This window comes from Bradyrhizobium cenepequi (assembly GCF_020329485.1).
GTDB classification, from domain to species: Bacteria; Pseudomonadota; Alphaproteobacteria; order Rhizobiales; family Xanthobacteraceae; genus Bradyrhizobium; species Bradyrhizobium cenepequi.
Map to the genome: position 1 here is coordinate 1 of NZ_JAGKJI010000057.1, position 13,194 is coordinate 13,194.

Sequence of the window (13,194 nt, forward strand, 5' to 3'; positions counted from 1 at the left end):
ACCCCGAGCTTTCGCAGGCGCGCAATCTCGTCGTTGCTCAAGCGGTCACTACCGGTTTGCACTCTCCGGGAGTTTGAGACGATCGATGTTCCGACCATGCCGGGCATAACGACCGAACACTTGATGTGCGGCGCGTTGAGACGAAGATCATTGATCAGTGCCTCTGTGAACCCCTTCACGGCGAATTTGGCCGAGCTGTAGCCGGTGTGCGGCGCGGTCGTGCCAATGGCGGCCCAGAAGCCATTGATGCTGGACGTGTTGACGATATGACCTTCATTCGCCTTCATCAGCATCGGCAAGAAGGTGCGCACGCCAAAATAGACCCCACCCCAGCAGATGTTGAAGGTGCGCTCCCACTGCTCGCGTGTATTGGTGAACAGGCTGCCGCCGCCGCTGATACCCGCATTGTTGAAAAGCAGGTGGATCTTGTCGGTCTGCTGCTGCTCCGTGAGTTCATCGCGGAAACGCTTGAGCTGGTCTTCGATCGAGACGTCGGCGACGTGGGTGGTGACCCGCAGACCCTGCTGCGGTCGCTCAAGTTCGCACAGCCGCTTGGTCTCGGCCATTGTCTCGCCAGAAATGTCGCACATCGCGACATTGCAACCTTCGGCCGCGAGCTGGCGTGCAAGCTCACGACCCATGCCTGTGCCGCCCCCGGTGATCACGGCGATTTTTCCGGCAAAGTCTTTCATTTGAGCCTCTATTGTTGTCCTCGACGATCTCTCTTTACGTAGGCGACGCACAAATCCGCTGTAAACTGGCAAGCAGCGCTAGGCCGCAGACGATAGGTCGTGCCCTCGCGACGTGAGCTTGATACGATCCTTATGCATCTTGCTTGATCATGTCGGCGCCTTTTTCGGCCACCATGATCGTAGGCGCGTAGGTGTTGCCGGAGGGAACGGTCGGCATGACTGAGGCATCGATTACGCGCAGGCCGGCAAGGCCGCGTACGCACAGGCGATCGTCGACAACCGCCATCGTGTCCTGGCCCATCTTGCAGGTTCCGACGAGATGACCGAGTCCCCGTCCGTTGCGACGCGCGTAGTCGAGCCATTCGTCGTAACTCTGCACCTGATCGCCCGGACGGTGTTCGAACGCAATGTACTTGGCAATGGCGGGGTCTTGCATGATCTTGCGCGCAATCAGCATGCCGGCCACCGTACAGTCGCGGTCAGCTTCCGCGGAGAGGAAGTTCGATCGGATCGCGGGCTCGCTCCCGGGTACCGGCGACTTGACGTGGACCGAGCCGCGCGACTCGGGCCGACACCTGTTGATCGCGACCCCCATGCCGGGCCATCTCTCGAGGCGACCTGCCCGGGCCAGGTCATAGCTTGCGGGCGCCATGATGAACTGCACGTCGGGCGTTTCCATGCTGGGCTGCGTGCGCACGAAGCCGAACACTAAACCCGCTGACCGGGTCAGCACGCCTTTGCCGCTGACATAGTATCGCACGATCTCGCGCAGGAGGCGGAGTCCCCGCGTCTGCTCATTGAACGTGATCGGCCGGTTCACGCGCCAGCTGATAAGGGATGAGAAGTGATTGCCGAGGCTCTCGCCGACTCCCTTGAGTTCGTGGCGCACATCGATGCCGAACTTCGTCAGGATTTCGGGCTGCCCGATGCCGGAACGCTCCAGGACGCCCGGCGACTGGATCGCACCGGCCGAGACGATCACTTCGCGGCCGGACCGCGCCTCACGCGCGTTACCATGGACGGTATAGGCCACCCCGACCGCGCGTTTGCCTTCGAGCAGGATCCGGCTCACAAGCGCATCGGTCACGATGCGCAGGTTGGACCGGCTGCGCGCCGGATCCAGAAAGGCGCGAGTGGCCGACCAGCGGCGGCCGTGCTTGATCGTCACCTGGAAGTAACCGAAGCCTTCCTGCCGGCCATTGTTATAGTCCCTATTGCGGGGGAAGCCACTGCCTTCGGCGGCATCGATGAAGGCATCGCCAAGCACATGGCGCTCCATGATGTCGCTGACATTGAGAAGCCCTCCCTTGCCGCGCGAGTCGTCCCCCTGGCCTTCGTAGTGCTCCGACTTTCTGAAGTAGGGCAGCACGTCCTCGTAGGACCAGCCGCGATTGCCAAGTTGGCTCCAGCTGTCGTAGTCGAGTGGCTGACCGCGCACGTGAAGCATGCCATTGATCGAGCTACATCCCCCCAGCCCGCGTCCGCCCGCACATGGAAGGCGGCGGCCGGCGATGCTGTCCTCGGCCTCCATCTGGAAACTCCAGTCGAACTTCTTGTGGTTCCGGAGCTTGGTGAATCCTGCGGGGATGTCGATCCAAATCGACCTGTCGCGTGGTCCCGCCTCGAGCAGCAGGACCTTAACGCCAGGATCCTCGCTCAGGCGATTGGCGAGCACGCAACCGGCGGAGCCGCCACCGATGATGATATAATCCCACTCGGACATGGCCTGAATTTCCTGTGCGTTAGTCCGACCAGCCATCATTCATCATTGTCGCAGCAATCCATATCCTCTGCATCTCGTGCCGGCCCGACCTACTACCTCTCCGATGTCCCTGCTGCCCAGGGGAGGCTCGTTCGAGGGGCTGGAATTCGAGATAGCAAAGATCAACTGTGAATACCGACTCCGGCCCGACTCAGCAGGGAAACGTTACTCTTGCATCCTGATTTGCTCGCCAATGATCGGGATCTCGCGAGGACCGAATCCCAAAGTAAGCAAGCGCGTGCCCCGCTCGGTTACGACGAACAAATCTTCGAGGTGATACATCGCGCCTTCGGCGTCGGTGACCATTGGCTCGGTGTTAAACACCATGCCAACTTCGAGCTTCGTCTTTTCGCCGGGCCGGATCATCGGGAATTCATGAGTTTCGATACCAAAACCATGACCGACCCACACCATCTTGAAGTTGAGCCCGAGCTTCTCAGCGTGGTCCTTGCAGAAGAAGAATGGCTCTTCCGCTGCCATCCCGGGACGGATCATGCTGATGGTTGAGGTGTGGAGATCCCACAGCTTTCCGTATGTCTCGCGCTGCAACGCTGTGGGGGCACCAGTTGAATAGGTACGCGCGAAGTCGCTACCCCATGCACCATATCTGCCACCAACGTCGAGGCGAACGATCTCGCTTTTCAAGGGTATCCGGTCGGTGGCGCAGGCGTGGATGTTAGAGGAGCGAGGTCCACTGCCAAAAATCATGAGACATTCGTCAGCTCCATCATTGACTATGGCCTCTGCGATCCGATTCGCCATGACCCGCTCAGTCTCGCCCAATCGGGCAGCACTCATCGCATCCAGCACCGCTCGATGCGTCTGCCTCGTAACTCTTTCAAGGAGTTCGATTTCACCCCGCACCTTCACTGCGCGAATTGCGGCAAGGTTCTGGTTGGTATCGATGAGCCTGACATTAGGCAGCCTGCTCGCAAGACGCGCATGCGTTCTGGCTGGCAGATAATTGAGATCTATACCAATCGTGCCGCAATTTTTACCGAGCTCAATGAGCACGTCTGCGAGGGCGTCTGCCGGATCATTTGCAAATTCCGTGTAGGTGCGAATGTCCTTGATCCAGCTCCCGTCAACCATTTGGCTTCGCTCGGTCGTGGCGACCAGCGCAATCGGCTCTGCGGTCGCGGGCAGAACAGCAAACGCCTGCCGTCTCAGGTGCGAGACACTCATCAGGTGAACGCCGCTCGTGTAGACGAAGTTTTCCGGGCTCATGGCTATAACTGCATCAACACCGAGGTTACGCGCCAAGCTCCGCAGAGCTGACGTATTGGGCTGCGGAGATGTTGATTTGGTTTCCAAGACGGATTGATTCATGACCCCTGGGCCGCTGACTGTTATAATTGTTGTGATGAACTGTGGACGAGCCGGCTCCGCCGATGCCAATACCAATTCCAGAAGTGTCAATACCAAATTGGAATTGAGGGATTTCGTGACCGCGACGTCGTTATTGACGGCGAACACGAGTCGGTTCGCCATTTGGTTGTCCGCAAGGTGGTCAGCGTCAGTAATCTCGTTAGTCTCGGCATGCGTCGTTCATCTCCTCCTGAGCAGCAACTGCTGCCGGAAGATCGGCCGTCTATGGCGCGCGAGAGTTCTGGGTCGGATCGAATTTTGCTCACCGAGCTCGAATGCTAGGACTTTGGAGCGCTCCGGATCACCCGTGCATGCGACCCTTGCCTCATGTGGGACAAGTGTTGGCGACGGTTCTTTCAAGGAGCTCCCGTCCGCGCACTTTGGATGGTGCACCACGAAAGTTTTTGCTGAGCTCGGTGAGCCATGCGCACCTGCAGTAGCGAGGAATGGCTTACGTCCTGCGCTTGAAGGAACCAGCGAACCTTCCGCCGTCGATGACAAGGTCGGTCCCGGTGACTTAGCTCGAGGCGTCGGAAGCGAGGTACAAAAAGGCTTGAGCGACCTCCCGGGCCTTTCCAGCGCGGCCCAACGGCACCGGCGGTTTCGCGAGCTGTTCGGGATCGAGCGGGGTATTCGTCCCGGCGGATGCTTCCGTTGGCATCTTCTCCCAGATCGGCGTGTCAATAATTGCGGGATGAACCGAGTTGACCCGGATGCGATCGCCCATGGACGCACATTCCAGGGCCACGGACTTGGCGAAGAGCCGCACGCCACCCCTGGCCCCGCAGTAGCCGGCGAGCGTGTCTGCTCCATCAGGGCCGCGAGCGACGACATCATGATCACCGAGCAGCCGCCGCTTCTGTGCATCAGCGGCAAGCAATATTTCACGGACAGGAACACGCTGTCGAGATTGATCGCGATTTGCCGGCACCAGTCCGCAAGCGACATTTCAACAATCGACGACACTGCCGTTGCGATGCCGGCGTTGGAAACAAGCGCATCTAGCCGGCCGTACCGCCGATCGATCTCGGAGGCGACGTCTGCCCAGCGCGCGTCATCAGTCACGTCCTGAGGCAGAAAGATTGCCTCATCACCCTGCTTCGTGATGCCAGCAACGACCTGCGGCCCCTTCGACTCATCCAAATCGATTACGAGGCACCGACGCCCCCTCATGGGCCAGCAGTTCGGCGATCGCTCGCCCGATACCGGGCGCCGCGCCGGTGACCAGCGCGACTCTGCTCGCAACCTGCCCCGTCATTCCCGCTGCCTCGTTTACTGAGGGCCACCTGTTCACGGCGGCCAGAACTTGACCGAGCGAAACCATTATCGAGCGCGTACATCTGCGTTCGCCCGCTCACCCAACGATCGGTCGCAAACGCGACCGCGTCATTACGAACCAATTCGCGATATTCGGGCTGCATATCGCCGATCTAATCGGCCTAATCGCAGCTTGGCACAATGTCTTTAGCTTTCGTAAAGTTGGCGAGCAGCTTAGCGAGTTTGTCCCCGTTTGGAATTCCGTACTTCTCATATAGCTTCTGTATCGTGCCATTCTTGATCAAAACCAGGAGCTGCTCGTTGAACGCCTCGCGGAACTTCATGTCTTCTTTGCGGAAAGCCACGGCCGACGCGTACACCGGCGATTGCTTGTCGACGACCACCTCCAGACCTCTCTCCTCGGGATTGGGGATAGTAAATTGACCGACTATATACGCGTCTGCGCGGCCGCCGATGACCATCGCGGCGCCCGCCTGAATATCAGGGACGGGTATGATTTGCTCGGGTTTGACTCCCTGCTTCAGGGCGTATACCCGGTATTCGTCGAGAGATCGCCCCGTAGCTAGCTTGATCTCTGGGCGACGAGCGATATCTGCGACACTCGTCAGATGCTTCGGATTTCCACGTAGGACAAACAAGCCGGCGTGAGCTGCGTAGTGCGGGGTCGAAAACAAGACGGCTTTGCAACGCTCGTCCGAGATGGTTATGCCGGCGCCAATATAGTCGAACTGATGCGCCTGCAGTCCGGGGATCATGGCGTCCCACCCTGTGAGTATCGGTGTAAGCGCCTTCAGGCCCATGCCCTTTAACACCATGTTCTGCAGATCGACTGAAGGACCCGTCACCTCTCCGCTCGGTGACAAAGTTATGTAAGGGGCTACGGAGGCTAGCGCCACCTTGACTTCATTGGCTTCGCGGATCGAACCAAAAAGAGCGCCCTCCGCTCGCGCAAACGTCGAAAACGAATAGCTGGTCAATGTGAGCAGCAGACCCAGCAACGAGAGCTTTGCTTTCGCATCCATTGGTTTCCTCGTCTCAACATTTATCAATTCTTATTGAGCGTTTCCCGCATTGTGGGTGAATCGTCTTCGGCGAGGCCAATACCAATCTCGAAAGGATCGATACCAGATTGGAATTTGTACTACGACGTCTCGCCTGACGGCCACGTCGTGTGCCAGGCGCGCCCCTCACGCGAATGGATCATCGTTCCGATTGCGGGCGGGTCGCCACATGTGGGTGGCGCCATCGCCAAGCTGTGGTTCGACGGGCATTCATCGCCTCCACGAACCATCCCCCAAATCCCTAGAAAGAGCGATTGCACTCAGCTCTTGCCCTTCTCAGCCCCCATCAATTCGGAACCAGCGCCGGCAGGAGTCGGATCAGTTTCTTGCTGCCGTGTGGCTGGAGAAGCACACTCCACTGCACAAGAGACCACGGTCTCGCGAACGTCCTCGCGCTCCGCGAGAGTGCGATGAAGCAGGTTTGTGCTCCTCGGCCAGCATCAGCCCTGACGACCCTCATTACGACACGTCCCGAGTTCCTCACGTTCCGGGCCGCGAGAGCTCGACCTCCTTGCTCGTGATGAACTCCAACAGCACCGGTGTGCCTTCCCGCGTCTTCTCGATACCGCGCTTAATCGCAGGGATAATGTCGCTCGGCTGCTCGACGCGCTCGCCATAGCCGCCGAAGGCGCGCGCCATCGCGGCATAGTCACCGGAGATGTCGGTCGAGCGATACTTCTGCGTCGAGATCGGCATCCACTTCAATTCCATCGCCATTGAGAAATTGTTGAGCAGGATCGAAAGGATCGGGATCCTCTCGCGAACTGCGGTCTCGAAATCCATCCCCGTGAAGCCGATCGCGGCATCGCCCCAGACGTTGATGCAGAGTTTGTCGGGCCTTGCGAGCTTCGCGCCCATGGCCAGTCCAATGCCGTAGCCGAGCTGCGTGGTCTTGCCCCAGCCGAGATAAGACAAAGGCTCAACCGCTTTCCAGAATGGCGATAGCTGGTCCCGCGGACTTCCCGCGTCATGCGTGATAATGGTGTTGTTGATGTCGACTGTGTTCTGCAAATCCCACAGCACGCGATAGGGATTGAGCGGCGCGTCATTGCAAGTCAGCTTGGGCATCCATTTCGCAATCCACTCCTTGTGCGCAGCGGCGATTTCTTTTGCAAAGCCGCTCGCATCACGATCGACGGTCACCGTCTTGCCGATTTCCTCAAGGAGTGCATCGAGCACGAGCCCGGCATCGCCGACCAGGCCAATTTTCGCCTCGATATCCTTGTTGAGATGCGCGGAGTCGAGCGTCGCATGGATGACCGTCTTGCCCCCTGGCATGGCGATGCCGAATGAGGTTTCGGTGAAAGAGCAGCCGATGCCGAAAATCACATCTGCCTCACCCAAGAATTTCGGCACCGCACGCGGGACGGCAGCTCCACCCGAACCGAGAGCGAGAGGGTGCGTCTCTGGGAAGGACGACTTCCCGCCAAGGCTGGTGGTGACGGGAATCGCGAGCCGCTCGGCCAGCCGCCGCAATTGAGGCCAAGCGCGTGCGTAATGCACACCCTGGCCCGCATAGATCACCGGACGTTTTGCACTGATCAGACGTTGCGCGGCTTCCTTGATATGCACAGGATCCGCGGCAGAGCGAGTGCGTAGTACCGGCGTGTACTTCAAAGGCTCCGGCACCTCCTCGTTCCACATGTCGGACGGAATCTCGACGACTACCGGCCCACCGCGGCCGTTCTTTAACTGCGTGAAGGCGCGCCGGAAGATATTCGCTACCTCGTTTGCCAGGAGGACCGGCTCGGTGGACTTGGAGAACGGCTTCATCGCTTGGGACGAATTGAAGTTCGGCTCAATATTGGAAAGCCTGCGCGCATAGCCCATCGGCAGAACCAGGATGGGCACGGATTCGCCAAAACATTGCGCGACTGCGCCCATGGAGTTCTCCGCGCCCGGACCGTGCTGCATGCAGAAGGCGCCAATGGTGTGGCCAGAGCTCACTCGCGAGATTGCGTCCGCTATGTGAATGCCGACGCGCTCCTGCCGCACCATGATGGGACGAATATCGGCGTCGGCCGCCGTTTCAGTCAAGGGATTGACCGGATAGCCGCAAAGAATTTTGATGCCCTCGCGCTTGAGGATTTCTGCGATCGCGGCGCCGAGCTTCATGTTTTTTTCTCCAGATTATGCCCCATAGTGGAGGCACTTGTCTCGGCGAAGCCAATACCAATTTCCGGCAGATCAAGATCGGATCGGAATTGTTGCGCGCTTGGCATGTCCGATGTGATGCGGCCTAGGACGCCGGGCATCCAGGCGACACACAACGCAAATCAATCCCGCAGATCGGCGCGCCTCTTTGCGCAAATCGCCCAAAGCATCACAAAAGCCGCCCACAGGTCGACTTCTGCAGCAGATCGTAGGTCCGCGTCGACGTCAGAGTCTAAAGGGCGCCGGTGGCAGCGCTAAGTATCGCATGGAACGACGCGACCGGGCTTGCGCACGGTGCAGGTGTATGGTCGGCAGGAAATTGCAGACAAGGCGCTCGCGCGCTTCCGCAGATCGGTTAGGCGCAATGTTCCTCCTTGAACACTGGCGGATGTTGAGGTGCTCTGTTGATGATCTTTTCAGCAACGCCCCGGATCGTGGCCGACAAAGCAAATTGGAATTGGCCTGTCGCCACTTGGAAAGCTATTTTTCCGTTTCCGATGCGGTGATATTTCCTTGATATGGCCGCCTGTAGGCCTCCCGCAGAACCGGCTCGATGCTGTCAAGATTATCGATGACACACCCATGTGCGGGCGCGATCAAATACGGCTTCTTTTGATCGATCAGCCTCCTCACGCTGTTCATTATTTCGTCGGAGCTCCGAAATCGCGTCCAGAAAAGTGCCGCCTGGTTTAAGCGCTCCGCGAATTCGATCTTGGGTGAATAGGGAAGTTCGCTGGACACCAGTGCGCACTCCCCATCCAGATGAGTCGGCTCATCCTGTCCGTTTGGAGTCCCGTTGTGCGCATAGGAAAATCCGTCTGCAACGAACATGACACGCGTTTTGCGCTCGAACGCCCAGGCCGAACTCACGAGATCCTTTACAAGCGCGTCGAAAAACTCGACCTCGTACCCGCCACCGAGTTTCACCAACAGACCGTCATAAACCGGAGTTAGAAGCGATACAAATTCAGGATAATACAGATGAAAGTCACGCGGGTCCGAGAGTATCCTCATGCTCGGATACTTTTGAACAAGACGAGCGAGATTCCCCGCATGCGGAAGCTCGAGATGTGTTACGAAGAGCCAATCCAGGGGACGTCCCGCCAGCAGCTCGTCGAGCTGTCTCTCAACTTCGAGCCAACCTTCCTTGGTCGGTATGCCGGTGTCTACCAGCAGGAACTGACGTGCTCCCTTGATAAGGAAGACCGATACATGCAGATGGATCGGCGCGCCAGCAAGAACGCCTCCTACGCAGTGTCCCATCCAGAACACCGAAGGCGCGACTTCTCTAGGCAAGTGTCCGCTTTTCATATCCATAATCGGTTTCTCCGGACAAGTCGGTCTTTCAATGCTCGTTTGCATCGCGCAACATCCGTTGCACCAGTTCATAGTGGCGAAACACTTTATCTCGGCCGGAGATGATGCAGCCGTGAACAGGACAGATGCGCTCGATTTCGATCTTTTCAAAAATGTCGCTCAAGCTTTGCCGAATAGCGGCCGTATCAGATCCTGGAAGCCACCAGTACCTTGCTGAGAGATTTTGCCAGGCGTCGCCCTCCTCTATGTCTTCGCTGTCAATCGTGTAACCAAATGCGTCTGAAGGGAATAACGTTTTCGTCTGCAGGTCGTAGCACCAATACGCCGAGAGCATCCGGAGCGATGGAGTAAAAAACGAGAGGCTCCTGCGTTCTGAAAGTGCCACGGTGGTCTCACTGGCCACGCGCTTTATCTCAAACGCGTCATTTCCCTGCGAAAATCCTATATTGCCATAGCCGTCGAGACCGGACAGCACTCCACCGGCATAGACACCTTCAATCGAGAAATGCTGCAAGAGAGCCGCGAGATTTCCCACCGACTCATATTCTGAACGGCTCAGGAATATTGACAACTTACCGCTGCTCCCGACTAGCTGCTTAAGTTGGTCAATCACTGCACCGCGAAGGATCGCTGGCCCAGTGTCGATGAGTACCCCGCTAGAGTCGGTGTCCCGGAGCAAGAAGCAGCCCATTCGCTGCTTTCCACTCAAGCCGGACCCGATCCAGCTAGTATTGTTCGCGTCTACTGCTAACGAGCCCCCAATGCTCCAAAGCGCCCCCTTTACGATTTCGACCGATTGGTGGTCTCCTTCTCCATAAGGCGTGCTCAAAGGCGTGCTCATATTTTATTATTTTCTCCCTGCCCATTCGGCTTGTGAATTCGTCCGATCAAATCCCTCTCAGCCAACTCAACTGATCGGCTTGCGTCATTGTGGGCGGGCCGACTCCGCCGAGGCAAATACCAATTTCGACGAGATCAACACCAGATCGGAATTGATCGGCGCCCTGAGACGACCCGACGGAATGTTCGGGAGCTATTGTTGTGAACCACTCCACTGAGGCCCAAGGCCGGTTTGATTCGGCGAATGACACACATGGCAGACTGCACCTGACGTCGCCTCCTCGCTCATCAGCTTGATCCTCTCAACAGCGAACTCCTTACTCGCAGCTCGGCACGACATCGCTGGCCTTCGCAAACTTGGCGAGCAGCCTGGCCTGCTCATCACCGTTCGCGATCCCGTACTGCTCGTATAAGCTCTGCATGGTTCCGTTTCTGATTAATAGATTGAGCTGCTGATTGAACGCGTCGCGGAAAGCCACGTCTTCCTTGCGGAATGCCGCGGCCGACGCAATCACTGGCGACTGTTCGTCGACGATCACATTGAGGCCCTTATCCGCCGGATGGGGAATGTTGAATTGTCCACCCATGTAAGCGTCCGCCCGACCGTTGAGAACGGTGGCGGCGCCCGCCTGAACGTCAGGGACGATTATGATTTGATCGGGCTTGACACCCTTCTTCAACGCATAGCCCTGGTAACTGGAAAGGCTCGGCAACATTGCAAGCTTAATGTCAGGACGCTCCGCAACATTAGCCACGCTCGTCAAATGCTTGGGATTTCCGGGTAGAACGAACAGCCCGGCCTGAGCTGCGTAATAGGGCGCCGAAAATACCAACACCTTGCAACGTTCTTCCGAAATTGCGAGCCCGGCACCAATATAGTCGAATTGGTATGCCTGCAATGCCGGAATCATGGCATCCCATCCCATGAGCATCGGCTTGAGAGAATGGAAGCCCATGCTCTTGAGTACCATTTTCTGCAGGTCAACCGAAGAACCCGTCGCTTCTCCGTTCGGCGACATGGTTATGTAAGGAGGCAATGATGCCAGCGCCACCTTTACTGCGCGAGCCTTGCGTATCGAGGCGAAGAGCCGCCCTTCGTGTTGTGCGAACGTTGGATACGAAATGGCCAACGACAGCAATACGACCAATACGGATGCTTTCGATCTCACACGCATACGATCTCCCATCGAATTCTTATCAATTGAGACAATTTTGACGCCCCCCTCCGACGGCTTCCGCAACGTACGACCTTCCTAAAACGCCAAGGGATTTTGTCGCGACTTGCCGAGCTTGGCTTAAGACCCGTTCTGCCGAATACGAGATTGCCGCGCTTGAGCGCTTCCAGATGATCTTCCCGACTCTTTGGACCCAACGGATCACGGATCGGAGTCATCGATCGGGCGGGCCAGATCATTGGATGCCGAGGCACCGAATGTGGGCCGGGCCGATTTCGGCCAGACGCCTTATGCCGAGTAGGGCCATGTCGCGGTCAATTTCTGCCTGTAATAGCTTTAGAGCGTGCTGCACGCCCCGTTCTCCCTCGGCCACCGCGGCGAACAGCATCGGACGACCGATGAAGACGAAATGCGCGCCGAGCGCCAAGGCCTTCAGCACGTCGGTACCTCGCCGCACACCGCCATCAAACATGACGGCCATTCCACGCGCCTCGGAAGCTATCTCCGGAAGTGTACGCAAAGGAGAAATCGCACAGTCGAGTTGCCGGCCACCATGGTTCGAGACGATGACGCCATCTACACCGCACTCGCGAGCAATGCGAACATCTTGTGGCGCAATAAGGCCCTTGATGACGAGCTTCCCTTTCCATCGGCGCCGGATCAACTCGATGTGGCTCCAGGCAAGCTGGTCACGCTTCCCGATTTTCCGCATCAGGTCCCTGGAGAGGACCGGCGGGCCACGCTTCGCATCGAAGTTCTCGAAATGCGGCATGCCATATTTCAGCAATGTGCGCATCCACGTGCCGAACAGCCAAGCCGGATGAGTTATAGCATCCCACGTTACGCGCGGTGTGATTGTGAGAGGCAATCTGTAGCCAACGCGAAGGTTGTTCTCGCGGTTTGCCTGAACCGGAACGTCGGCGGTGACAACAAGGGTTTCGTAGCCGGCGGCGACCACCCGGTCGACAAGCGGCTCGATGTGCAAGGGATCTCCGGCGAGGTACGCCTGGTACCAGGCCGTCGGAGCTTCACGCTTCACGTCCTCTAACTTTATGACAGAGGCGGCGCTCAGAATCATCGGAACGTTCATTGTCGCGGCGGCACGACCCAAGACAATGTCGCCTCGATACGCGCAAAGGGCTGCTGTTCCCAAGGGCGGAATCCCGAATGGCGCCGCGTAGTTCTTACCAAGCAGCTCGGTGGAGTAGTCGCGCTGAGAGACATCATTCAGGACACGTGGAACGAACCCGTATTCCCGAAACGCACGGCGGTTGTCGTGCAGGGCCGCATCGGTTTCGACACCCCCAGATACGAACCCGTAGAGCATTTTAGGCAGACGCCGTTGTGCCACCCTCTCGAAGTCATCTAGCGACAAATAGCGTTGCAAGTCGTGGGGTGCCGACGTTTCGGATCGTTGCGCAGGCCGATTTGAGTGTTCTGTTGCGATGGCATGATCGCGAAGAGCAAGCGACATATGACCGCTTAGCTCGCGACCCGGTTGGGTAGAATGTCGGCTGTCAAGAGAGCTCTTGCACGCATAACATCCC

At 57.9% G+C, this 13,194-nt stretch carries 9 protein-coding genes and 1 pseudogene; all 10 read right to left on the bottom strand.

Features of this window, described 5'->3' with window-relative positions; genetic code table 11:
* A partial coding sequence (locus J6497_RS34660) for an SDR family oxidoreductase (protein WP_225708700.1) occupies nucleotides 1–692 on the bottom strand: 692 nt, incomplete at its 3' end.
* Between the two features lie 130 nt (nucleotides 693–822).
* On the bottom strand, nucleotides 823–2,454 hold the full coding sequence (locus tag J6497_RS34665) for a GMC family oxidoreductase (protein WP_312010418.1): 1,632 nt from the start codon (nucleotides 2,452–2,454) through the stop codon (nucleotides 823–825).
* Between the two features lie 165 nt (nucleotides 2,455–2,619).
* Nucleotides 2,620–3,945, bottom strand: a complete 1,326-nt coding sequence (locus J6497_RS34670; RefSeq protein ID WP_225708702.1) for a M24 family metallopeptidase — start codon at nucleotides 3,943–3,945, stop codon at nucleotides 2,620–2,622.
* A gap of 328 nt (nucleotides 3,946–4,273) precedes the next feature.
* Nucleotides 4,274–5,080: pseudogene (locus J6497_RS34675) on the bottom strand (SDR family NAD(P)-dependent oxidoreductase).
* 181 nt (nucleotides 5,081–5,261) lie between these two features.
* Nucleotides 5,262–6,122, bottom strand: coding sequence for a transporter substrate-binding domain-containing protein (locus J6497_RS34680; protein WP_225708703.1), 861 nt, complete (start codon nucleotides 6,120–6,122; stop codon nucleotides 5,262–5,264).
* Nucleotides 6,123–6,641: 519 nt separating this feature from the next.
* Nucleotides 6,642–8,276 carry a thiamine pyrophosphate-requiring protein gene (locus J6497_RS34685; protein WP_225708704.1) on the bottom strand — a complete coding sequence of 545 codons (1,635 nt, stop codon included), beginning with the start codon at nucleotides 8,274–8,276 and terminating at the stop codon, nucleotides 6,642–6,644.
* 519 nt (nucleotides 8,277–8,795) lie between these two features.
* On the bottom strand, nucleotides 8,796–9,632 hold the full coding sequence (locus tag J6497_RS34690; protein ID WP_225708705.1) for an MBL fold metallo-hydrolase: 837 nt from the start codon (nucleotides 9,630–9,632) through the stop codon (nucleotides 8,796–8,798).
* Nucleotides 9,633–9,660: 28 nt separating this feature from the next.
* Entirely contained in the window at nucleotides 9,661–10,203 is a 543-nt protein-coding gene (locus tag J6497_RS34695) for an MBL fold metallo-hydrolase (protein WP_225708706.1), read from the bottom strand.
* 586 nt (nucleotides 10,204–10,789) lie between these two features.
* The gene (locus tag J6497_RS34700) at nucleotides 10,790–11,647 is read right to left on the bottom strand and encodes a transporter substrate-binding domain-containing protein (protein WP_225708707.1); all 858 of its coding nucleotides are present in this window, start codon (nucleotides 11,645–11,647) and stop codon (nucleotides 10,790–10,792) included.
* A 235-nt stretch (nucleotides 11,648–11,882) separates the two neighbouring features.
* Nucleotides 11,883–13,121, bottom strand: coding sequence for an alpha-hydroxy acid oxidase (locus tag J6497_RS34705; RefSeq protein ID WP_376708318.1), 1,239 nt, complete (start codon nucleotides 13,119–13,121; stop codon nucleotides 11,883–11,885).
* Nucleotides 13,122–13,194 lie beyond the last annotated feature (73 nt).

Coding starts and splice junctions, on each gene's coding strand:
- J6497_RS34665 (WP_312010418.1), bottom strand. CDS start 2,454: ATGATGGCTGGTCGGACTAACGCACAGGAAATTCAGGCCATGTCCGAG.
- J6497_RS34670 (WP_225708702.1), bottom strand. CDS start 3,945: ATGGCGAACCGACTCGTGTTCGCCGTCAATAACGACGTCGCGGTCACG.
- J6497_RS34680 (WP_225708703.1), bottom strand. CDS start 6,122: ATGGATGCGAAAGCAAAGCTCTCGTTGCTGGGTCTGCTGCTCACATTG.
- J6497_RS34685 (WP_225708704.1), bottom strand. CDS start 8,276: ATGAAGCTCGGCGCCGCGATCGCAGAAATCCTCAAGCGCGAGGGCATC.
- J6497_RS34690 (WP_225708705.1), bottom strand. CDS start 9,632: ATGGATATGAAAAGCGGACACTTGCCTAGAGAAGTCGCGCCTTCGGTG.
- J6497_RS34700 (WP_225708707.1), bottom strand. CDS start 11,647: ATGCGTGTGAGATCGAAAGCATCCGTATTGGTCGTATTGCTGTCGTTG.
- J6497_RS34705 (WP_376708318.1), bottom strand. CDS start 13,121: ATGTCGCTTGCTCTTCGCGATCATGCCATCGCAACAGAACACTCAAAT.